We start from the raw sequence: 22,487 nt of genomic DNA on the forward strand, positions 1-22,487 counted from the left end.
TATTCCTACCAAATTGGGTTGGTAAGATTTTTGAATAAAGATAGACAAACACAACATAAAAAATTGATTAATATTTATAAAGATGAATTTTAACAACTATACAATTAAATCGCAAGAAGCTATACAGCAAGCCGAACAACTTGCACAAGGCTTTGGTCATCAACAAATAGAAAACGCGCATATTTTCAAAGCTCTATTTAATGTTGATGAAAACGTTTTACCATTTATTTTAAAAAAACTTAACATCAACGTTAGTTTATTGCAACAGGTATTAGATAAAGAATTACAAAGCTTTTCAAAAGTCTCAGGTGGAGATATTATGCTATCTAGAGATGCTGGTAAAGCCTTAAATGAGGCTTCAATCATAGCTAAGAAAATGAAGGATGATTTTGTCTCTATTGAGCATTTAGTTTTGGCTATTTTTAAGTCAAAAAGTAAGATATCACAGATACTAAAAGATCAGGGTGTTACCGAAAAAAGTCTTCAATCTGCTATTAATGAATTAAGAAAAGGCGAAAGAGTAACATCCCAAAGTCAAGAAGAAACCTATAATTCTCTTAGCAAATACGCAAAAAACTTAAATCAACTCGCAAGAGATGGTAAATTAGACCCAGTAATTGGTAGAGACGAAGAGATAAGAAGGATTTTACAAATCCTATCACGAAGAACCAAAAACAATCCAATATTAGTAGGTGAACCAGGTACTGGTAAAACAGCAATTGCTGAAGGTCTTGCACATCGTATAATTGATGGCGATATACCTGAAAACTTAAAAGACAAACAAATCTTCGCATTAGATATGGGTGCCTTAATTGCTGGTGCTAAGTTTAAAGGTGAGTTTGAAGAACGTCTTAAAGCAGTCATTAAAGAAGTAACCACAAGTGATGGTGATATCGTTCTTTTTATTGACGAAATTCACACTTTAGTTGGTGCAGGTGGCGGACAGGGTGCAATGGATGCTGCAAACATCTTAAAACCAGCATTAGCACGTGGTGAATTACGGGCTATTGGTGCAACTACCTTAGATGAATACCAAAAGTATTTTGAGCAAGACAAGGCCTTAGAACGTCGTTTCCAGAAGGTTAATGTTGACGAACCAGATACGGAAAGTGCTATTTCAATTCTTCGAGGCATAAAAGAGAAATACGAAACACATCACAAGGTTAGAATTAAGGACGAAGCAATTATTGGTGCTGTGGAATTATCAAATAGATACATTACCAATCGATTCTTACCAGACAAAGCCATTGACTTAATGGACGAAGCAGCTTCAAAACTTAGAATGGAAATCAATTCGAAGCCTGAAGAGCTAGATGTTCTCGACCGTAAAATAATGCAATTAGAAATCGAGCATGAAGCCATAAAACGCGAAAAAGATGAGATTAAACTAAAATCTTTAAAATCAGAATTAGCAAACCTTAAAGATGAACGGAACGAACTCAATGCAAAATGGAAAAGTGAAAAGGAAACTGTAGAGAACGTTCAGAATATAAAATTAGAAATAGAAAACTATAAGCTAGAAGCTGAACGAGCTGAACGAGAGGGTAATTACGGAAAAGTGGCCGAAATCCGTTATGGTAAAATTAAAGAAGTGACTGAAAAATTAGAATCATTCCAAAAGCAATTGGCTGAACAACAAGAAACTGCTTTGATTAAAGAAGAGGTAACCTATGAGGATATTGCTGATGTTGTTGCTAAGTGGACAGGAATTCCAGTTACAAAAATGATACAGAGTGAGCGCGAAAAACTTCTTAAGCTTGAAGATGAGTTACATAAGCGCGTAGTTGGTCAAGAGGAAGCAATTGAAGCCATAAGTGATGCTGTAAGACGATCTAGAGCAGGATTACAAAATCCGCAAAAACCAATTGGTACATTCTTGTTTTTGGGAACAACTGGTGTAGGTAAAACAGAATTGGCAAAAGCTTTAGCTGAATATCTTTTTGACGACGAAAATGCAATGACACGGATTGACATGAGCGAATACCAAGAGCGTCATGCTGTGAGTAGACTTGTAGGAGCACCTCCTGGATATGTTGGTTATGATGAAGGCGGTCAATTAACGGAAGCTGTTAGACGCAAGCCATATTCTGTAGTTTTGCTGGATGAGATTGAAAAAGCACATCCAGATACCTTTAATATTCTCTTACAGGTATTAGATGAAGGAAGGTTAACAGATAATAAGGGGCGAGTTGCAGATTTTAAAAACACCATTATTATAATGACCTCAAATATGGGAAGCCTTATTATTCAAGAACGTTTTGATGCAACAAAAGATATTCAAAGTGCAATTGAAAGTGCCAAAGTTGATGTTCTAGGTCTTTTAAAGCAATCTGTGAGACCTGAGTTTATTAATAGAATCGATGATACCATAATGTTTACACCATTATCAAAGGAGAATATACTAGACATTGTTGGACTTCAACTTAAAAGTGTAACGAAAATGATTGCTGAAAAAGGGATAACCTTTGACGCAACTCCAGAGGCAAAAGCATATCTAGCAGAAAAAGGATACAACCCAGAATATGGTGCAAGACCTGTAAAACGAGTTATTCAAAAAGAAGTCTTAAATCAACTCAGTAAAGAAATTCTATCGGGAAAAGTAACTACAGAGAGTATTATTCTACTTGATGCTTTTGATGATAAGTTAGTATTCAGAAATCAAGGTGATTTAGTTATTGAAGAATTATAACAATGCCTGTAACAATAAAGGATTAAAACAGTCTTTATATTGATTGGTTGGTTAAAGCAACACCTAATTCAAGTCGATTCGCTATCGACAGAAAAGGTGTTGCTTTCCTTTTTGTAACTTTCTTTCGATATTTGCTACTTATACATCAAACTAAAAAATCCTATGAAATATTTATTATCGATCTTAGTCATAGCAATTACTACAACAACAACATCATTATTGGCTCAAAAATTAGAGAATTCTACGCTCTGGAAGATCGAGGGAAGTGGATTAAATAAAGCTTCATACCTCTTTGGAACAATTCACATTACATGTGATGCAACATTAGAAAATGATGTTATAAAAGCTCTGGATGAAACAAAACAAATAGTCTTAGAAATTGATATGGACGATCCAGATATGCAAGACAAAATGATGAAGGGTATGTATATGAAAGATGGAAAAACTCTGAAGAGTATAGTGAATGATGAGGATTATCAAGCGATTGATTCCCTGTTTATTAGTAAAATGGGAATATCTGTAAAAATGATAGAGAATGTAAAACCTTTTTTCTTAACCTCTATGCTCTATCCGAAGTTTATAGATTGTCCAATGGAATCTTTCGAGGCCGAATTGATGAAGGTCGCTAAAGAACAAAATGAGGAAATTTTTGGATTGGAAACTATTGACGATCAAATTAATGTGTTTGAAGTCATACCATATGAAAACCAAGTAAAAGATTTGGTAAGAACAGCAAAAGACAATATGGCTTATGACAAGGCAAATTTTGCTAAACTACTTTCAATCTATAAAGATGAAAACATAACTGACATGCTAAATATTATGAATGATGACAACTATTCTAGTGTGGCAGAATATCAGGATGAATTATTAGATAACCGTAACATTAACTGGATTCCAAAAATTAAGGAGTATGCTGAAAAGCAGGCAACATTTTTTGGAGTAGGTGCTGGTCATTTAGCAGGAGAAAATGGTGTAATAAATCTTCTAAGACAAGCTGGCTATACAGTTACAGCAGTCAGAGATTCGGAGTAAAATTTAAAAACTCTATTGCTGAGAGTCTATTTTTAGACTCTATCTTTTTCTAAATTACACGTAAATCACAACTATCTGTTTTTCAATGCTTTATTTATAAATATTTCATGTTTTCGATGAAATACACAAATTTTTTTAAGATTTAACAGTCGTTTTAACGGATAAATTACTACTTTTATCGAGTTATTTAATTCCGCAGTACTTAAGAATCCCTTTATTAAGTTTGGTAAATCCCTCTAGCCTCAGAGAGAATTACTATAACATTTTTTATGAAACCCCTACAAACAAATTAAATGGAATTAAACAAATTTATAGACCACACCCTATTGAGTGCATCTGCTACTGAAGCTGAAATTTTAAATCTATGTGAAGAAGCACTTAAATATCAGTTTTATTCTGTTTGTGTAAATGGTAATTATGTAAACTTTGCCAGACAGGCATTAGGAAGTTCTGATGTTAAAGTATGTACAGTTGTCGGATTTCCCTTAGGTGCAATGTCCACAGATACCAAAGTTTTTGAAGCCAAAAATGCTATTGAACATGGTGCTTCAGAAATTGATATGGTTATTAATATAGGTCGTTTGAAAAGTAAAAACTACCTTGAAGTTCTTAAAGATATTGTTGCTGTTAAACGAGCTATTGGCCATATTCCATTAAAGGTAATATTGGAGATTAGTGAGCTTTCGAAGAATGAAATAGTCAAAGCATGTGAAATATGTGTCGATGCCAAGGCTGATTTTGTAAAAACATCCACAGGTTTTTCTTCAAGTGGTGCAACACTCACTGCTGTGAAAATTATGAGAAAGACTGTAAAAGATCAATGTAAAATTAAAGCTTCAGGAGGTATAAGAGATGTTGAAACTGCTTTAAAATATATTGAGGTTGGTGTAGATAGGATCGGTGCATCATCTGGTGTAGCAATGATGACAAATCAAACTTCAGTTTTAGAGTATTAATTTATACGTACTTTGATTACCTTTACAATATGAGTGTTCATATTGGCGCCAAAAAGGGCGATATCGCAGAAACTATTTTATTACCTGGAGATCCATTACGAGCTAAATGGATAGCAGAGAAATTTTTTGAAAATCCTGTTTGCTTTAATGAAGTTCGAGGCATGCTGGGCTTTACAGGCACATATAAAGGCAAAAAAGTATCTGCAATGGGCACAGGAATGGGAGTTCCAAGTATTTCAATTTATACAAACGAATTAATTACTGAATTTGGAGTAAAAAACTTGATACGTGTAGGCAGTGCCGGTTCATATCAAAAGGATGTGAAAATTTATGATGTTGTGTTGGCTATGGCAGCGTCCTCCACTTCTGGAGTTAATGAATTACGGTTTGGTGGAGCAGATTATGCACCTACTGCAGACTTCGGATTATTTATCAAAGCTGTAGAAGCAGCTAGATCAAAAGATATTCCAATTAAAGCAGGTAATGTTTTATCTTCTGATGAATTCTATGAAGATGATATTGAGTCTTATAAAAAGTGGTCTAAGTTTGGTGTATTGTGTGTTGAAATGGAAGCTGCAGGTTTATATACCGTAGCTGCAAAACATAATGTAAACGCATTGGCAATCTTAACGATTTCAGATTCTTTAGTTACTGGTGAGCGTACAACAAGCAATGAACGGGAAACCACTTTTAAAAGTATGATTGAAATTGCTTTAGAGTTGGCTTAGAATTATTTAACATACTTTTTCAATAATCATTTCTCTTCTGATTTATATTTGGGTAAAACAACTAAATCAATGAACATATGAAATCCTTTCTTACTGCGTTATTATTAATGTTATCCATTTCAATTTATGCTCAAAACACCTCTGATAAAACGCAGATTGAAACTACACTAAATAACTACATTGATGCATTTTATAAAGGTGATACTACCAAACTAAAACTTGCAATTAAACCTCGTTTAAACAAGTTTGGATATTGGAAAAATAAGGAGTCTGGTAATTATGAATATTATGCTCATATGAGCTATGAAAAAGCAATGGAGTTTGTGCAGAAAATGAAAGATGAAGGAAAAACTAGAGATGAAAATAAAATAAGAAATGTAGAGGTTTTAGACATTGGTAACCATGTTGCATCTGCAAAAGTTACTGCTGCTTGGGGAATTGATTATGTCCAGTTATCCAAGGATAATGGTCAATGGATGATTGAACAGGTAATATGGGAGGGTCCATATGAAAAAGCAGTAACACAAAAAACATCAACTTACTACCTAATTCGTCATGCAGAAAAAGATCAATCTGATAAATCAAATAGAAATCCACATCTTACAGAAAAAGGAATAGAACGTGCTAAAAATTGGTCAAACATTTTAAAGGATGTAAAATTTAACGCAGTTTATTCTACAGATTACCATAGAACAAAAGAAACCGCCACGCCAACTGCTAGCGCTAATAATTTAGAGCTAAAATTTTACGATCCTCGGAATATGAATATTGAAAACTTTAAGAAAGATACAAACGGTAAAACAGTGCTAATTGTTGGACATAGTAACACAACACCTATCTTTACAAATGGCCTTATCGGTGAAAAGAAGTATAAAATGATAGATGAGAGTAATAATGCCAATCTTTACATTGTAACTATTTCAAAAGACTCTAAAACCTCAATGCTATTGAAGGTTGATTAGTAAATAAACCCGATGAAACTACCTAATTATCATAATTTTAGTCCTTTAAAATAGTTTAATCGAATATCGAGTACTTCTATGGAAAAAAAGTAAATTTTTCAATTTAAATACCTAGATTTGATTTCTAAATTTACTGAGACTAGCTTATACATTTATGAAGACTGTTATGTTATTGGGTGGCACCAAGGGTGTCGGAAATGAAATTCTGAAATCTTGCTTGAACAAAGGTTATAATGTTGCGTTTTGCGGTAGAGATGAAAATTTGGGCAATCAAATTATTGAATCCTCGGAATTTAAAGACAATTTATACTTCCATAAAATAGATCTTAACTCAATTAATGGCATTGAAGATTATTACAATCAAACAATCGAAAGATTTAAGAGAATTGATGCATTGATTATATATGCGGGTATTACTCCTGTTGCTTCCATAATTGACACTGAAGAGGAGGTTTACGATAAGATTTTTAATGTGAATCTAAAAGCACCATATTTTTTACTTAAGAATGTCCTAAAATCTATGATGGCCAATAAATCTGGCTCCATTGTATTTTTTGGATCTGCGCACATGGATTATGGCCAAGAAGATAGAGCTCCTTATGCCCTAACCAAGAGTACCTTATATACGCTTTCAAATCACATAGCGCATCATTATGCTAAATACGGTGTAAGATCTAATTATTTGGTAATGGGATGGACAAATACAGAAGGAGAGATTCAATTAAGGGCAAAGGAAGGTGTTAGTGAGAACGAACTTAAAAACAAAGCAAAGGATATTATTCCTATGGGAAGAATGTTAAGTCCATTTGACCCAGTACCGGCAGTAATGCATTTTATATCTGATGATTCTGCAATGACAACCGGTTCCTTAATGAGAGTTACAGGAGGACAATATATATAGCATGGAAACATTGACTTCAACTATAATATATAGCTCAAAAGAATCGGAATTATTTGAAGGACCAATATTCGATCCTACAAACAAACTATTATATTTTGTTTCAATTTTAGATGGATTAGTATTTTGCTACTCTCCTATTTCAAATGAAATTTTGAGTATAAAATTAGATTCACCAACCAGCAATGTATATCTCACTGAGTCGAAAAAAGTTGTAATAGTTGCCTCAAAAAATGGTTTTTTTGAAGTAAACTTTAATGGCCTTGAAACATCCTTTAAATTTCAAATTGATATAGCAGACAATGTAAGATACAACGATGGCATTCAAGATCCAATAGGAAGATTAATTATAGGAACGATGGGATATCCCGATGTCGAAGAAGGCGTTGGAAAGGTTTACTCATGCAATGAAGGGAATTGTAAAGTAATTATTGATAATACAACCATTTCAAATGGTTTGTCATTTTCTCATGATAATAGATTCATGTATTTTATTGATACCCCTACCAAGCAAATCGCAAAATATAAATATGATATAGAAACTGGCAGTGTTAACTTTGTCTCAAATGTAGTTGAGTTTACAGAAAAAGGAAGCCCAGACGGCATGGCTATTGATAAGAATGGAATGCTGTGGGTTGCTGAATGGGGAGGATCTTGTGTGTCACAATGGAACCCAAATACCGGTAAAAAAATTAACAAAATAAAACTACCACACTCTAATGTGACATCTTGCTGTTTTGATGAAAATGAAAATCTGTTTATTACGGCTGCAAATGACCCTACTGACAATGAATTAAGAGGAAGTGCCTTATATTACATTAATCTAAACAAATCTAACCAATGAAACCTACTAAAATAAGTGTAATAGTTCCTGTTTACGGAATAGAAAAGTATTTACCCAAATGTATTGAAAGTATTCTCGATCAATCTTTCAAAGATTTCGAACTAATATTAGTAGATGACGGTAGTCCTGATAAATGCCCGATTATTTGTGACCAATATGCCAAGTTAGATTCAAGAATAGTTGTTGTACATAAAAAAAATGGCGGTCTTCTATCCGCACGTAAAGCGGGTCTTGAAGTAGCTAAGGGAGCGTATATCGCAAATGTTGATGGTGATGATTGGGTGGATAAATATTACTTAGACACTTTATATAGACTTGCTATCACAAATAATGCAGATTTAACTGTTACTGGTCATTTTAGAGAATTTAATGGAAAAATTGAAACCATTAAACCATCAAATCCTGGTGTTTATGATGAAAATCAAATAAAGTCTTCAATTATTCCTAAAGCAATTTTTAATGGTGAGTTTTGTGAGCACGGTATGACCACATATGTTTGGAATAAATTATTTAAAAAAGAATTACTTAAAGAGGTTCTTTTCGATGTACATAATGATATTTTAATGGGTGAAGATGCCGCAATTACTTATTCGTATTTGGCTTTATCTAAAAGTCTTGTAATTAGTAAAATTCCGCTCTATTACTATCGACAAAGGCATGATTCTATTGTTAAGTCTATTGAAGATCCAAATATGGAATATTATAGATTAGGATTATTAATGAATCATTTAAAAGTTAAATTGTCAGATGTTCTGGATGAAAAATTATTGAATACTCAATTAAATTATTATCTCTATTCTCAAATGTTGGTGAGATCTGGGGGATTGATTCAAATAAATGATACGCCAGAATATTTCAACCCATTTACTGATGTTTCTATAGACTCCAAGATTGTTGTTTACAGTTCAGGTTCATTTGGACAACACATATTATCAACTAATCTCAAAACCAACTATTTTGAAATTATAAAATGGGTTGATGTGGATTTTCATGATCTAAAAATTGGAAATGCCTCTGTACAACCTATTAGCTCAGTGAATGAGGATGATTTTGACTACTTAATTATTGCCACAATTAATCCTTCTACCCATCGATTAATTAAAAGCGAATTATTGCTTATGGGAATTCATGATGATCATATAGCACATTTTAAAACTGAAGAAAAAATAATAAGCCAACTTATTAATAATATCGGATTTGATAAAAATTTTCTGTTTCAACAAAAAACTAAACAATTAAAATAACAACTAAATGATATGTCTAAAAAAATAATAATCCTTGGCGGAAATCCGGAAACAGGTGTCCTTGTTGAGGTAGCAAATAACATGGGGTTACATACAATTATAATTGATCCCAACCCAAATGCACCAGCCAAGAAATTTGCTAAAGAAACCTATGATATTGATGGGTTTGATATTGACGGAATAGTGAAAGTAGCAAAAGATAATGAGGTTGATGGAGTACTTGTTGGTGTGGCAGATATTTTAGTGAAACCGTATAAAGAAATTTGCGAAAAACTAAATTTACCTTGTTATGCAACAGATGGCACTATTGAGGCATTTTGCAGTAAAAGTGGATATAAAAGATATTGTGCTGAACATGGAGTACAAGACATACCTGGTATTTACCTTCATAAAGATGAGGAAATAAGAAAACCAACTAACGTAGATTTACCTCTAATGGTAAAACCTGTAGACAGCGGCGGTGGTGTAGGCATGAAAATATGTAGAAACGAAGAAGATTATAGAGAAACTGTAACAAATGCTTTAAAGTTCTCCAAAAAAGGAATTGTCATGGTAGAAAAATACATGGATTCCAATTGTGATGATATGGCCGTATATTATACGTTTAAAGACGGAGTACCATATTTGTCAGCTACCTACGACAGAATTTTAACAAGAATTCAAGGAGATTCTAGCCCAATTGCATTATCAACAGTTTACCCTTCGAAATACACCAAATCTTTTGTAGAAGAAGTTCATCCAAAAATAAGTGAATTATTTAAAGCTACAGAAGTTCAAAACGGAGTATTAAATGTTCAGTTTTTTGTAGAGGATGGAGTATTCTATAGCTATGATCCTGGGTTCCGTTTGCAGGGTGAGGCACCTCACATACATTTAGCCCATATCAATGGATTTGACCATAGAAAAATGTTGTTGAATTTTGCATTAACCGGAAAATTTGGCAAAGACAATTTTGCTGAACAAAATGATTATATGTTCCGTGGTAAAAGTGCATGTTCTATTTGGATATTATTAAAAGATGGCAAAATCAATTCAATTAAAGGATTAGATGAAATTAAGAATCATAAAAACGTCAATTTTGTCGTAGAGCGTTTTAAGCAAGGTGATACCGTAATGCCTGAATGGGTTGGTACAGAGAGACAGATATTGTACAGAATTTATACAGCTAGTGATTCCATAGAAGAGACTAATCAAACCATTCTTGACATAAAAGAAATTTTAGATGTTAAGGGCGAAGAGGGAGAAGATATGATAATAGAATGGACTCCATTATGGAATCCAGAAGATTATCACAACTAAAAAACTAAAGGAAACTCATAAATAATAACCAATCAAAAAAATAATTTTTACAAATACCATCAATGATAGGTATGTAAATGATTAGATTCTTTTAAAATGAAAAAAAACATATTAGAAACTTTTAGCCTAAAAGGAAAAAAGGCCATTGTAGTTGGTGGCGCTGGTGACCTTGGCATTGCCATGGTAGAAGCAATTTCTGAAGCTGGAGCCCAAACTGTAATTATTGACTATGATACACGGGCATTTGAATTTAGTAATGAATTTAAGAAAAACGGACTTGACGTTGAGGCTATTCAAGCCGATGTTAGTATTAAATCGCAAATAGATGACTCTTATGCAAAAGCACTAGAAATTTTAGGCGGTAGAGTTGATATCTTAATTAATTCAGCTGGAATTCAAAGAAGATATTCGAGTGAAAATTTTCCAGATGAGGAATGGTCCAAAGTTATTGCCATTAATCTAGATGCAACTTTTCATTATTGCAAACTTGCTGGTAACACCATGCTCAAACAAGGAGGTGGTAAAATCATAAATATTGCTTCATTAATGAGCTTTCTAGGAGGTATCACAATTCCTGCTTATGCAGCATCAAAAGGTGGTGTAGGTCAATTAACAAAGGCCTTATCAAATGATTGGGCTTCAAGAGGAATATGCGTTAATGGCATAGCTCCTGGTTATATGGACACACAATTAAACACTGCATTAATTAATGATAAAAAAAGAACAGAAGAGGTATTTATGAGAGTACCTATGAAAAGATGGGGAACTGGTGATGACCTTAAAGGTCTTGCTGTATTTTTATCTTCGTCTGCAAGTGACTATATCACGGGTACAATAATACCTGTAGATGGAGGCTATCTAGGTAGATAACCTAATTTTATAAGTCATTAACGACAATATTCTTAAGCTCAATTTTAGATAATAAATTGAGCTTATTTTTTTCAAATATCTTACCTAAATCAATAAGTGCCATTAAACCATCTGAAGACTTATAATTGTTATAGTCTACAAATCTAATCCCTTCTATGAATCGTTCATTATAGGCCTCTCTAAAACGCATTCCAACACCATCATCTTCATTATATGAATATGCGAGGTATTTTACTTTAAAAGTTTCTTTATCAACCCAATAGATAAAAACATCTTCAAAATCCTCTCCGCCACCTTCCTTATTGAATGTAACTCTAATTTTATAATAGGTTTTGTTTTTTATTTCCTCTTCTCCAAGCAAGTATTTATTAACAGGTGTAGCATTTAATCCATATGGTAAAACTGAAAAATAATGTACAGAATTAACCGATGCTTTATATTTAGTCATCATTGAATCAGCAACCACAATAAATTCCTCACCCACTAATCGCTTAAATTCTTTGTTGGTTAAAAAATCTGTAATACTATCAGATTCGCTATAAAAACTTCTCGCCAACAAAAAATTTCCATTTTTTCTTTGTGCGAAATAAGACTTATCCCTAAAATCAAAACTAATTTCAGAATTTTCAAATCGCTCACCACCAGAAATTTCAATTGATTTATTCACTATCTCATCAGCCGAAAAAGATAAGTTTTTAATTTCCTCCTGACAACTATAACAAAAGAGAAATAATAATAATATTTTTATATACTTCATATTAAATATTTTTTCTGAAGTCGTAAATCTACTCATATGCATACTAAGATGACTTTATACTAATAAACTTTTAACTCTTAACATTAACAACTACATTTGCAAACTATGCAAAAAGCAGTAAACATATTTAATAAAAAAGCTAAATTTCAATATGAGATTGTAGATAAATATACTGCTGGAATTGTATTAACTGGTACTGAAATTAAATCTATTAGAGCAAGTAAAGCCTCCATTGCAGAGAGTTTTTGTGAATTTAATGACAAAGGTGAACTATTTGTTATTAACATGACAATTGAAGAATATGCCTTTGGCAATTATTATAATCATAAACCAAAAGCTGAACGTAAGCTTTTACTGAATAAGCGAGAATTAAAAAAACTAGAAAAAGAAGTCAATGTAAAAGGAATGGCAATTATTCCTCTTCGACTATTCATAAATGAAAAAGGTCTTGCTAAATTAGAAGTTGCCTTAGCTAAGGGTAAAAAACTTTATGATAAGCGAGAGACAATTAAGGATCGTGATAACAAAAGGAACTTAGACCGAATTAAGAAAAATTTCCGATAACTTTAAGAAGACTATAACCTTTAGGTATTCAATATTAGCATATGTTTGAAACAAATTAGGCTGTGATTCGTTTAGATAGAAAGCCAATAATTTAAACATTATTAATCAAATTCAATGAATAAATCATTACTCCTACTTTTTTTCTCTCTTTTTACTTTTCTTTTGTCTGCCCAAATAAAGGGAACCATAACAGATACCTATAAAAACCCATTACCATTTGTAAATGTTGTGATTGAAAACACCTATAAAGGCACAACCACTAATGACGATGGTTACTTTGAGTTAAATATCACAAAAGCCAATACTTATACAATTGTTTTTACCTATCTAGGATTCAAAACCGTTAAGAAGAAGGTTGCGATAGAAGAGTTTCCATTTACTATTGACGTTACCCTTGAAGTAGGTTCATTAACTCTCGGAGAAGTTGTTGTAAATGCAGAAGAAAATCCAGCTAATGCTATAATGCGAAGTGCAATTAATAAGCGTAAGGAAAATCTAGAAAAAATTAAGTCATACAAGGCAGACTTTTATTCTCGTGGGTTAATAAGAATAAAAGACGCACCAGAAAAAATATTAGGTCAAGAAGTTGGTGATCTCGGTGGTGGTTTGGATTCAACCAGAAGTGGTATCATCTATCTCTCAGAGACAATTTCAAAAATTCAATTTTTAAGACCAGACAAACTAAAAGAAAAAATAACTGCATCTAAAGTTAGTGGAGATAATAGTGGTTTCAGTTTTAATAATGCCATAGACGTAGATTTTAATTTCTACAATAACACCGTAGAATTTGGAAATGAAATCGTCTCTCCTATTGCAAATAATGCCTTTAGTTATTATCGCTATCAGTTAGAGGGCGTTTTCTATGATGTAAGAGGTAACCTTATAAATAAAATTAATGTTCTACCTAAACGTAAAAATGATCCAATTTTTTCTGGCTCAATATATATTGTAGAAGACCAATGGACCATTTATGCTCTTGAACTGGATATCACGGGTATACAAGCCAGAATACCTGCAGTAGATATAATATCACTTAAGCAGAGTTTTTCCTATTCAGAAAAAGAAAACATCTGGGCAATTATATCACAGAGTATTGATTTTAAATATAAATTCTTTGGTATTAAAGGCGATGGCAGATTTACTGCAGTTTACAGTAATTACGAATTCAATGAAGGCCTCACAGCAAAAGACTTCGGCCCTGAGCTGGTTGCGTTTGAAGATAAGGCTAACGAAAAAGATTCTTTATTCTGGACTAAAATAAGACCTGTACGGCTAACATTAGAAGAAAGTACAGACTACAAAAGAAAAGATAGCATTCAAGAGGTAAAAGAATCAAGACCTTATTTAGATTCTCTTGACAGAGAAAATAATAGATTTAAATTTAGTAATATACTAGGCTATACCTATCAAAACTCCTTTAAAGATTACAATATTGGTTTTAATGTTCCTCTCCAAGGTATTCAATTCAATACAGTACAAGGTTATACAGCTAATACCAATCTTTTCTTTACAAAAAATTACGATGCTTTTAAACGATATTTCAGAGCAAATGCAGGCCTTCAATACGGTTTTTCAGATAAAAGATTAAGAGCAACAGGTTCATTGTCTTTTAAGTTTAACGACATTTCAAATGCCTTTTTGACATTATCAGGTGGCATGCAAGTGGCGCAATTTAATACATTTAATCCCATACGACCATTTTGGAATTCTGCAGCCACGCTATTCTTCGAAGAGAATTATATGAAATTATATGAACGAAGTTTTGTACAATTAAACTATTCTGAAGAATTGTTTAATGGATTCAGGCTGTTTTCCAGTCTTTCTTATGAAAATAGAACTCCATTGTTTAATACCACTGACCAAACCTTTTACCCACAGGACGACAAGGAATATTTAAGTAACAATCCGTTGAACCCAACCAGCACCACTGCTCCATTTGAAGACCATAACATTTTAAAGTTCAATGTAACTGGAAGAATCAATTTTGGTCAAAAGTATTTAAGCTATCCAGATAGTAAATTTAATGTTTCAACAGATAAGTATCCTACTTTGGTATTGAGCTATGAAAAAGGATTTGGGGCGACAAATGATGATTATAACTTTGATCAAGTCAAAGCAAGAATTTATCAATCATTCAATGCGGCAGATAAAGGAAGGTTTAGTTATAATCTAAGGCTTGGTAAATTCTTTAATGCAGAAAATATTGCTTTTATGGATTATCAGCATTTTAATGGTAATCAAATAAATGTTAGTAGTCGTGGTAATTATATAAATGTTTTTAATAATCTCGGATATTATGATTTAAGTACAAACGATAGTTATCTAGAAATGCATGCTGAACATGATTTCAATGGCTATATTTTAGGCAAAATACCTTTAATCAATAAACTTAACTTCAATCTAATATTAGGTGCGCATAACCTTTCAACTCCAAACAACAAGCCATACCAAGAATTCACAATTGGTATTGATAATATTGGTTGGGGCAAATGGCGTTTCTTAAGGGTTGATTATGTGCGTTCATATCAAAGTGGGTTTAAAAATGATGCTATTTTATTTGGCATTAAATTCTTTTAACTTTACTACATGAAACGATTCCTTTTACTTTTTTTGTTTATTTCATTTGCAATAAATTCACAAGAGACGGAAAAGAAAGACTATTGTTTACAAGTCTCATCCTTAGACAATACAATTGAAACTTTATACTCTGTCATTTCAGGTGATGCTGGTATTGAAAGAGATTGGGATTTATTCAAGCACTTGTTTTATGAAAATGCCAAACTTATTCCATCAGGCAAAAACAATGAAGGGTTGCATATCGCAAGATTTATGTCTCCAGACGATTACATTAACACATCTGGGAAATGGTTATTTAAAAATGGTTTTCACGAAGTTGAAATAAATAGAATTGTTGAAACATTTGGAAATATTTCTCACGTATTTAGCACCTATGAATCATTTAAGACTAAGAATGACGAAAAACCATTTATGAGAGGTATAAACAGTATGCAATTAATGAACGATGGAGTACGTTGGTGGATTATTAATATCTATTGGATGCAAGAATCTAAGGATAATCCAATTCCTGAGCGTTATTTACCAAAGCAATAATACATTAATACAGCCATCTTAAATATCTGTTATTATTTATGTATTCATAGCAGAGGGTACTATATTTAACCAACAAAAATTCTATCGAATGAAGCTTTCAATAAAAATAAAATCATTTTTAACTCTTGCATTAACCTTTTCAATATTCAGTTGTGCACAACAAACAGAAACTAAAACAGCACCAATTTTTAAAGATGGTGAAGCCCAAATTGTAGAGGCATTTAGCAATCCTGAGTATTGGGTGAGACATGATCTTTGGGTTGAAACTGAATTTGATACCGATGGCGATGGAGACCCAGATAGAATGCACGTTTCGGTAACAAGGCCAGAACAAACAGACACCGAAGGGCTTAAACTTCCTATTATTTACGTTACTAGTCCTTATTTTGCTGGAGTTGCAGCTGATGCTCCTGGTACCATGTGGAATGTTCAACATGAACTTGGTGAAATTGGAGAAGAACGATTCCATCCTGAGGTTCAACGGAGAGGGAAAAGACCAATAATTTCAAATTCACATATTAGAAAATGGGTTCCAAGAGGTTATATTGTGGTACACTCTAGTTCTCCAGGTACAGGTCTTTCAGATGGGGCACCAACAATTGGAGGAAAGAATGAATCACTTGCTCCCAAAACCGTTATTGATTGGTTATGTGGAAGAGCAAAAGGATATTCAGAAAGAGATGGAAATGAAGAAGTTAAAGCTTATTGGTCAACAGGAAAAGTTGGCATGACTGGAACTTCTTATAACGGTACATTACCAATAGCAGCTGCGACTACTGGAGTTAAAGGTTTAGAAGTAATAATTCCTATTGCACCAAACACATCTTACTATCACTATTACCGTTCTAACGGACTTGTTAGATCTCCTGGCGGATATTTAGGAGAAGACATTGATGTATTATATGATTTTGTCCATAGTGGTGATGAAAATCACAGACCATATAATAACAAAACCATAAGGGATACGGAAATGCGCAATGGAATGGACCGAGAAACAGGAGATTTAAATAATTTTTGGTCTGGTAGAGATTACCTCAACCAAATGGATAAAATGAAAGCTGCATTACTAATGTCGCACGGATTTAATGACTGGAACGTAATGCCTGAACATAGTTATAGAATCTACAAGGCTGCACGAGAAAAAGGTCTTCCTTCACAAATTTATTATCATCAAGTTGGTCACGGTGGGCCACCACCAATTTCAATGATGAATAAATGGTTTACTAAATATCTTCACGGTATTGACAATGGTGTTGATAAAGAAGATTATAAGGCGTATATAGTTCGTGAATATGATGACAGATTAAAACCAACACCTTATAAGGACTACCCTAATCCAGATGCAGAATTTGTAAAATTAAATTTAACTACTGGTGGCAACACGGTTGGTAATTTAAACATGGACCAACCCTCGAATAATATTGAAAAGCTAATAGATGATTATAATTTTAGTGGCAAAGATTTGGCAACGGCTGAATCATCAAAAAATAGATTATTATACACAACTTCAACATTAACTGAAGATGTACATATTTCTGGAGTGCCAAAAGTAAGTATAACACTTTCTAGCAACAAATCTGCGGCGAATTTATCAGTTTGGTTAGTATCCTTACCTTGGGAAAACGGCAACGATGTAAAAATAACTGATAATATCATTACAAGAGGTTGGGCAGACCCTAGAAACTATAAGTCCATTACTAATGAAGAGGCCTTAGAACCTGGTAAATTTTATACAGTAAATTTTGATTTACAGCCAGATGATCAGGTGATAAGAAAAGGGCAACAAATAGGACTTATGATATTTTCTAGTGATTCAGAATTTACGTTACATCCAAAACCTGGTACAGAATTATCAGTGAAATTAGATGAAACTACATTGTCTTTACCAATAGTTGGTGGTAATGATGCATTTATAAAGGTAACAAACTAGTTTTTATCTTCTAGTAGCGGCACAAACCTGAATTCACCAAATTCGTGTTTTTCAAATTCCTTTTCGCCTTTTCTCAAGTATAAGGTCATGGTTTGCACACTGTCACCAACAGGGATTACCAGCCTACCTCCTACTTTAAGCTGACTTAAAAGTGGTTTAGGTACAAAGGGGGCACCTGCAGTAACTATTATACTGTCAAATGGCGCCTCTTCTGCTAGACCTTTATAACCGTCACCAAAGATGAGCTTTTTAGCTCTATACCCTATTTTGGGCAGAAACTTAAAGGTTTTCTTGAATAATTCTTGTTGACGTTCAATACTAAAAACTTTAGCTCCAAGTTCAATCAGTACTGCACATTGGTAACCACTTCCTGTACCAATTTCCAATACCTTATCACCTGGTTTAACTTGCATTAATTCCGTTTGAAAAGCCACAGTGTAGGGTTGTGAAATAGTTTGATCGGCCGCTATTGGAAATGCCTTGTCTGCATAAGCGTGGTCAATAAATCCAGAATCCATAAATAGGTGTCTAGGGATTTTCCCTATGGCACCTAAGACACGTTCATCTTTAATACCCTTCTTTTTAATTATATCAACTAATTGTTGACGCATTCCTTTATGTTTAAACGTGTCCTTCAAATCAGAATTATTTTATCCCAAAATTACTAGAAACTAAGGCAAGTTCAAAGCATGTTGAAAAAGATTATTTTATTGCTATTATCTCAGTTTTTTAGGTTTTCTTTTTTAAATTTTTCATCCAAAACGATTATTTTTGTTAAAAACTAAAAATATGCTAAAAGCTGGTGTTCTCGGTGCTGGTCACCTTGGTAAAATTCATCTTAGACTTCTTAATGAATCTCAGAAATATGATCTAGTTGGTTTTTACGATGCTGACTCTGAAAATGCGAAAAGAGTTACAGACGAATTTGGGTATAAATATTTTGATACCATTGAAGCATTAATTGATGCTGTGGATGTCGTAGATATCGTTACACCTACTCTTTCACATTATGATTGTGCTAAACAAGCCATCAAAAAAGGCAAGCATATTTTTATAGAAAAACCAATCACAAACACAGTTGAAGAAGCTGAAGCCATAAGAACTTTGGTAGCGGAACATGGTGTTAAAGGACAGGTTGGCCATGTAGAGCGTTTTAACCCAGCATTTATTGGTGTTAGAGATCAAATACAAAACCCAATGTTTATTGAAACTCATAGATTAGCTGAATTTAATCCACGTGGTACAGACGTACCTGTTGTTTTAGATTTAATGATTCATGATATAGATATTATTTTAAGTGTCGTGAATTCACCCGTAAAACATATCTCAGCTAGTGGCGTTTCTGTGGTTAGTGAAACACCAGATATTGCAAATGCAAGGATTGAGTTTAAAAATGGATGTGTAGCCAATCTAACGGCAAGTCGTATTTCATTAAAAAATATGCGTAAGTCACGTTTTTTCCAGAAAGATGCTTATATATCAGTTGATTTTTTAGAAAAGAAATGTGAGGTGGTTAAAATGAAAGACGCACCAGAAAATCCTGGTGATTTTGATATGATACTACAAAATGCAGAAGGTGTTAAAAAACAAATCTATTTTGATAACCCATCTATTGAAAATAATAATGCCATTTTAGATGAGCTAGAAACCTTCGCAGATGCTATTAACAATAATACCAAGCCAATCGTAACTTTACATGATGGCACAGAAGCGTTGCGAGTAGCAACCATGATTATCAATCAGTTTTAAAGTAAACTATTTAAAATTAGAAAAGAATGAAAAATGTAGCAGTTATTGGTGCAGGTACAATGGGTAATGGAATAGCCCATACATTCGCACAATCTGGATTTAAAGTACAATTAATAGATATTAATGAAGCCTCGTTAAAAAAAGGTATGGAAACCATTTCTAAAAATTTAGATAGAATGGTAACCAAGGAAAAAATTAGTGAAGCTAATAAATCAGATACTTTAGGCAACATTACAACATTTACAGACATTTCAAAGGGAGTCGAAAATGTAGCACTTGTTGTTGAAGCTGCAACTGAAAACGTCGATCTTAAACTTAAAATTTTCAATCAGCTGGATGACTTGTGCCAGGAAGAAACCATCTTGGCAACAAATACCTCATCTATCTCAATTACTCAAATAGCGGCTGTGACATCAAGGCCTGATAAGGTAATTGGTATGCATTTTATGAACCCCGTACCAATTATGAAACTGGTAGAAATCATAAGAGGCTATAGCACAAGTGATCAGGTTACCAACACTATAATGGAACTATCTAAAACTTTAGGAAAAATACCAACGGAAGTAAATGACTATCCAGGCTTTGTTGCAAACCGTATATTGATGCCAATGATCAACGAATCTATTGAGACCTTATATAATGGTGTGGCAGGTGTGAGTGAAATTGACACAGTAATGAAACTAGGAATGGCCCATCCAATGGGTCCTTTGCAATTGGCAGATTTTATAGGATTAGATGTTTGTTTATCAATCTTAAATGTAATGTACGATGGTTTTAAAAATCCAAAGTATGCACCATGTCCGTTATTAGCAAATATGGTAAGAGCTGGTAAATTAGGTGTGAAATCTGGAGAAGGATTTTATGACTATTCTAAAAGCAGAAAGGCAGAAAAAGTTGCTAGTCAATTTACATAATACTGGAATCAAAAATAAAAAATGGCAAAAGTAATTCCGTTTAAAGCTGTAAAACCAACAAGAGCAATTGTTGGGCTAGTTGCTTCGCGACCTTACCAAAGTTATACTATTGATGAGCGTGAATCTCGTATGGATTATAATCCTTACAGTTTTTTACATATCGTAAATCCAGGTTATAAATACGATCAGGTTATTACTGGTACAGAACGTTATCAACTTGTTAGAAACAGGTATCTCGAATTTAAGGAAGATGGAGTTTTCAATACGGACGAAAAACCTGCCTACTACGCTTACAGAATTGTAAATAGACATAAGCAAGAATTTAACGGAATAATAGCAGCCGCAAGTGCTGAGGATTACGAAAATGATATAATTAAAAAGCACGAGGATACAATTGCAAAAAGAGAGGAAATTTTTAAAAATTATCTTCAAACTGTTGGCTTTAATGCTGAACCTGTTTTGCTTACATATCCTGATAATGAAATAATTGCAGAAATTATCAAGGAGGCCCAAAAGAAACATGCAGAATTTGAGTTCACCATGACGTATAGAGACACCCATTATCTCTGGAAAATTGATGAAGAAGAGCAAATAAACACTATTAAAAAAGAGTTTGAGAAAATTAATACTATCTATATCGCAGACGGACACCATAGATCAGCATCATCATATTTACTCTTTAAAGATGAAAAAAAGAGGAATACAAAACATAAAGGTGATGAATCATATAACTTCTTTATGTCATATCTAATACCAGAATCAGATTTGGTGATTCAAGAATTTAACAGGCTAGTTAAAGATTTAAATGGCCTCACAAAAGAAGAGTTTTTAATAAAACTAGATGCGATGTATAGGATTGAAAATAGAGGTGCTATACCATATGCACCTTCTAGACCTCATCATTTTAGTATGTATTTAGATGGTGAATTTTATTCGCTTTATCTACGCAAAGCAAATTTCGATTTTAAAACTGCTTTAGATCGACTGGATGCGCAATTATTATATAAAACAATTCTACAACCCATATTAGGGATTGATGATCTCAGAAATGACAATAGAATTGAATATCAACATGGTAGACACGAAATGATAACAATTAAATCTAGTGTTGATAGTGGAGAATTCAGAGTTGGATTTGGAATGTGTCCTGCTACAGTAAAACAGATGAAACAAATTGCAGATGAAGGTCTTACTATGCCTCCAAAAAGTACTTATATATTACCAAAACTAAGAAGCGGAATTACGATTTATGAATATTAAAAAGAACTTACAGAGCATTAATTCAACGCTTCCTCAAGATGTTACCTTAGTTGCAGTTTCTAAAACTAAACCAGTTAGTGAATTAATGCAAGCTTACTATGCTGGCCAGAGAATCTTTGGAGAAAATAAAATCCAGGAAATGGTTGAAAAACATGATGTTATGCCTAAAGATATTAAATGGCATATGATAGGTCATGTTCAGAGAAATAAGGTAAAATATATGGCTCCATTTGTAAGTATGATACATGCATTGGACAGTATAAGATTAATGGAAGAAATCAATAAACAAGCAATGAAACATAATCGTGTAATAGATTGTCTGCTACAAATAAAAATCGCTAATGAGGATTCAAAATTTGGAATGAGTAAAAACGATGCGCAATCTTTACTTAACTCAAAATCTTACGCAGAAAGTACCAATGTTAACATCGTTGGTCTCATGGGAATGGCAACTTTTACAGATAATAAAGACCAGATTAAATCTGAATTTGACTACTTGAAAAGCTGTTACGATGAATTAAAATCTACCAATCCAATTTTTAATACCCTTTCTATGGGTATGAGTGGTGATTATAATCTTGCTATAGACTGTGGTAGCAATATGATTAGGGTTGGAAGTAGTATATTTGGTTCTAGAAATTACAATTAAACGTAATTAACTCACATTAATATTTTCA

Annotated in this window: 20 protein-coding genes; 18 read left to right on the forward strand and 2 right to left on the reverse strand. The window is 33.1% G+C overall.

The annotated features are described in order from the left end of the window. The first annotated feature begins 82 nt into the window (after window positions 1-82). From clpB to DUZ96_RS09440, 10 genes are all read left to right on the forward strand, one after another. Complete coding sequence (gene clpB / locus DUZ96_RS09395) at window positions 83-2,689, forward strand: ATP-dependent chaperone ClpB (RefSeq protein ID WP_114301677.1); 2,607 nt, start codon at window positions 83-85, stop codon at window positions 2,687-2,689. Between the two features lie 162 nt (window positions 2,690-2,851). Then, window positions 2,852-3,724 carry a TraB/GumN family protein gene (locus DUZ96_RS09400; RefSeq protein ID WP_114301678.1) on the forward strand — a complete coding sequence of 291 codons (873 nt, stop codon included), beginning with the start codon at window positions 2,852-2,854 and terminating at the stop codon, window positions 3,722-3,724. A gap of 293 nt (window positions 3,725-4,017) precedes the next feature. After that, window positions 4,018-4,680, forward strand: a complete 663-nt coding sequence (gene deoC / locus DUZ96_RS09405) for a deoxyribose-phosphate aldolase (RefSeq protein ID WP_114301679.1) — start codon at window positions 4,018-4,020, stop codon at window positions 4,678-4,680. 29 nt (window positions 4,681-4,709) lie between these two features. Then, window positions 4,710-5,408, forward strand: a complete 699-nt coding sequence (gene deoD, locus DUZ96_RS09410; RefSeq protein WP_114301680.1) for a purine-nucleoside phosphorylase — start codon at window positions 4,710-4,712, stop codon at window positions 5,406-5,408. A 77-nt stretch (window positions 5,409-5,485) separates the two neighbouring features. After that, on the forward strand, window positions 5,486-6,370 hold the full coding sequence (locus tag DUZ96_RS09415) for a histidine phosphatase family protein (protein WP_114301681.1): 885 nt from the start codon (window positions 5,486-5,488) through the stop codon (window positions 6,368-6,370). Between the two features lie 154 nt (window positions 6,371-6,524). Continuing rightward, entirely contained in the window at window positions 6,525-7,271 is a 747-nt protein-coding gene (locus DUZ96_RS09420) for an SDR family NAD(P)-dependent oxidoreductase (RefSeq protein ID WP_114301682.1), read from the forward strand. 1 nt (window position 7,272) lies between these two features. Beyond that, window positions 7,273-8,112 carry an SMP-30/gluconolactonase/LRE family protein gene (locus DUZ96_RS09425; protein ID WP_258774360.1) on the forward strand — a complete coding sequence of 280 codons (840 nt, stop codon included), beginning with the start codon at window positions 7,273-7,275 and terminating at the stop codon, window positions 8,110-8,112. Next, complete coding sequence (locus DUZ96_RS09430) at window positions 8,109-9,356, forward strand: glycosyltransferase family 2 protein (RefSeq protein ID WP_114301683.1); 1,248 nt, start codon at window positions 8,109-8,111, stop codon at window positions 9,354-9,356. Before DUZ96_RS09425 ends, DUZ96_RS09430 begins: the two co-directional genes overlap by 4 nt. Before the next feature lie 12 nt (window positions 9,357-9,368). After that, a complete protein-coding gene (locus DUZ96_RS09435; protein WP_114301684.1) occupies window positions 9,369-10,655 on the forward strand; it encodes an acetyl-CoA carboxylase biotin carboxylase subunit family protein in 1,287 nt (428 codons plus the stop codon). Window positions 10,656-10,751: 96 nt separating this feature from the next. Then, complete coding sequence (locus tag DUZ96_RS09440) at window positions 10,752-11,525, forward strand: SDR family oxidoreductase (RefSeq protein WP_114301685.1); 774 nt, start codon at window positions 10,752-10,754, stop codon at window positions 11,523-11,525. Window positions 11,526-11,532: 7 nt separating this feature from the next. Here the strand turns inward: DUZ96_RS09440 and DUZ96_RS09445 are convergent, their stop codons facing one another. Further along, the gene (locus tag DUZ96_RS09445) at window positions 11,533-12,282 is read right to left on the reverse strand and encodes a DUF6503 family protein (protein WP_114301686.1); all 750 of its coding nucleotides are present in this window, start codon (window positions 12,280-12,282) and stop codon (window positions 11,533-11,535) included. Between the two features lie 105 nt (window positions 12,283-12,387). Between DUZ96_RS09445 and smpB the strand changes: the two genes are divergently transcribed. The 4 genes from smpB to DUZ96_RS09465 all read left to right on the forward strand — a co-directional run bounded on the left by smpB (window position 12,388) and on the right by DUZ96_RS09465 (window position 17,887). Further along, the gene (gene smpB, locus DUZ96_RS09450; protein ID WP_114301687.1) at window positions 12,388-12,846 is read left to right on the forward strand and encodes an SsrA-binding protein SmpB; all 459 of its coding nucleotides are present in this window, start codon (window positions 12,388-12,390) and stop codon (window positions 12,844-12,846) included. Window positions 12,847-12,960: 114 nt separating this feature from the next. Next, window positions 12,961-15,423 carry a DUF5686 and carboxypeptidase regulatory-like domain-containing protein gene (locus DUZ96_RS09455; RefSeq protein WP_114301688.1) on the forward strand — a complete coding sequence of 821 codons (2,463 nt, stop codon included), beginning with the start codon at window positions 12,961-12,963 and terminating at the stop codon, window positions 15,421-15,423. A 9-nt stretch (window positions 15,424-15,432) separates the two neighbouring features. Continuing rightward, a complete protein-coding gene (locus tag DUZ96_RS09460) occupies window positions 15,433-15,957 on the forward strand; it encodes a hypothetical protein (protein ID WP_114301689.1) in 525 nt (174 codons plus the stop codon). Between the two features lie 88 nt (window positions 15,958-16,045). Further along, window positions 16,046-17,887 (forward strand): Xaa-Pro dipeptidyl-peptidase, encoded by a 1,842-nt coding sequence (locus DUZ96_RS09465; RefSeq protein ID WP_114301690.1) that lies wholly within the window; start codon window positions 16,046-16,048, stop codon window positions 17,885-17,887. On the opposite strand, the gene DUZ96_RS09470 is transcribed toward DUZ96_RS09465, so the two are convergent. Next, window positions 17,884-18,525, reverse strand: a complete 642-nt coding sequence (locus DUZ96_RS09470) for a protein-L-isoaspartate(D-aspartate) O-methyltransferase (RefSeq protein WP_114301691.1) — start codon at window positions 18,523-18,525, stop codon at window positions 17,884-17,886. The genes DUZ96_RS09465 and DUZ96_RS09470 overlap by 4 nt on opposite strands. A gap of 151 nt (window positions 18,526-18,676) precedes the next feature. Here DUZ96_RS09470 and DUZ96_RS09475 point away from each other — a divergent pair, with 151 nt between their 5' ends. Genes DUZ96_RS09475 through DUZ96_RS09490 form a run of 4 tightly spaced genes read left to right on the forward strand, consistent with a single transcriptional unit; the run spans window position 18,677 to window position 22,459 of the window. Next, on the forward strand, window positions 18,677-19,636 hold the full coding sequence (locus tag DUZ96_RS09475) for a Gfo/Idh/MocA family protein (RefSeq protein WP_114301692.1): 960 nt from the start codon (window positions 18,677-18,679) through the stop codon (window positions 19,634-19,636). A gap of 26 nt (window positions 19,637-19,662) precedes the next feature. Beyond that, a complete protein-coding gene (locus DUZ96_RS09480) occupies window positions 19,663-20,550 on the forward strand; it encodes a 3-hydroxybutyryl-CoA dehydrogenase (RefSeq protein WP_114301693.1) in 888 nt (295 codons plus the stop codon). Between the two features lie 21 nt (window positions 20,551-20,571). Beyond that, window positions 20,572-21,810, forward strand: a complete 1,239-nt coding sequence (locus tag DUZ96_RS09485; RefSeq protein WP_114301694.1) for a DUF1015 domain-containing protein — start codon at window positions 20,572-20,574, stop codon at window positions 21,808-21,810. Then, the gene (locus DUZ96_RS09490; RefSeq protein ID WP_114301695.1) at window positions 21,800-22,459 is read left to right on the forward strand and encodes a YggS family pyridoxal phosphate-dependent enzyme; all 660 of its coding nucleotides are present in this window, start codon (window positions 21,800-21,802) and stop codon (window positions 22,457-22,459) included. Before DUZ96_RS09485 ends, DUZ96_RS09490 begins: the two co-directional genes overlap by 11 nt. Window positions 22,460-22,487 lie beyond the last annotated feature (28 nt).

This window comes from Winogradskyella sp. KYW1333 (assembly GCF_003335675.1).
GTDB lineage: Bacteria > Bacteroidota > Bacteroidia > Flavobacteriales > Flavobacteriaceae > Winogradskyella.

Excerpts from the sequence above, each read along its gene's own strand:
- DUZ96_RS09455 (WP_114301688.1), top strand. The coding sequence starts at position 12,961 with ATGAATAAATCATTACTCCTACTTTTTTTCTCTCTTTTTACTTTTCTT.
- DUZ96_RS09420 (WP_114301682.1), top strand. The coding sequence starts at position 6,525 with ATGAAGACTGTTATGTTATTGGGTGGCACCAAGGGTGTCGGAAATGAA.
- DUZ96_RS09465 (WP_114301690.1), top strand. The coding sequence starts at position 16,046 with ATGAAGCTTTCAATAAAAATAAAATCATTTTTAACTCTTGCATTAACC.
- DUZ96_RS09445 (WP_114301686.1), bottom strand. The coding sequence starts at position 12,282 with ATGAAGTATATAAAAATATTATTATTATTTCTCTTTTGTTATAGTTGT.
- DUZ96_RS09425 (WP_258774360.1), top strand. The coding sequence starts at position 7,273 with ATGGAAACATTGACTTCAACTATAATATATAGCTCAAAAGAATCGGAA.
- clpB (WP_114301677.1), top strand. The coding sequence starts at position 83 with ATGAATTTTAACAACTATACAATTAAATCGCAAGAAGCTATACAGCAA.
- DUZ96_RS09475 (WP_114301692.1), top strand. The coding sequence starts at position 18,677 with ATGCTAAAAGCTGGTGTTCTCGGTGCTGGTCACCTTGGTAAAATTCAT.
- DUZ96_RS09415 (WP_114301681.1), top strand. The coding sequence starts at position 5,486 with ATGAAATCCTTTCTTACTGCGTTATTATTAATGTTATCCATTTCAATT.
- DUZ96_RS09485 (WP_114301694.1), top strand. The coding sequence starts at position 20,572 with ATGGCAAAAGTAATTCCGTTTAAAGCTGTAAAACCAACAAGAGCAATT.
- DUZ96_RS09440 (WP_114301685.1), top strand. The coding sequence starts at position 10,752 with ATGAAAAAAAACATATTAGAAACTTTTAGCCTAAAAGGAAAAAAGGCC.
- smpB (WP_114301687.1), top strand. The coding sequence starts at position 12,388 with ATGCAAAAAGCAGTAAACATATTTAATAAAAAAGCTAAATTTCAATAT.
- DUZ96_RS09430 (WP_114301683.1), top strand. The coding sequence starts at position 8,109 with ATGAAACCTACTAAAATAAGTGTAATAGTTCCTGTTTACGGAATAGAA.
- DUZ96_RS09400 (WP_114301678.1), top strand. The coding sequence starts at position 2,852 with ATGAAATATTTATTATCGATCTTAGTCATAGCAATTACTACAACAACA.
- deoD (WP_114301680.1), top strand. The coding sequence starts at position 4,710 with ATGAGTGTTCATATTGGCGCCAAAAAGGGCGATATCGCAGAAACTATT.
- DUZ96_RS09435 (WP_114301684.1), top strand. The coding sequence starts at position 9,369 with ATGTCTAAAAAAATAATAATCCTTGGCGGAAATCCGGAAACAGGTGTC.
- DUZ96_RS09480 (WP_114301693.1), top strand. The coding sequence starts at position 19,663 with ATGAAAAATGTAGCAGTTATTGGTGCAGGTACAATGGGTAATGGAATA.
- deoC (WP_114301679.1), top strand. The coding sequence starts at position 4,018 with ATGGAATTAAACAAATTTATAGACCACACCCTATTGAGTGCATCTGCT.
- DUZ96_RS09460 (WP_114301689.1), top strand. The coding sequence starts at position 15,433 with ATGAAACGATTCCTTTTACTTTTTTTGTTTATTTCATTTGCAATAAAT.
- DUZ96_RS09490 (WP_114301695.1), top strand. The coding sequence starts at position 21,800 with ATGAATATTAAAAAGAACTTACAGAGCATTAATTCAACGCTTCCTCAA.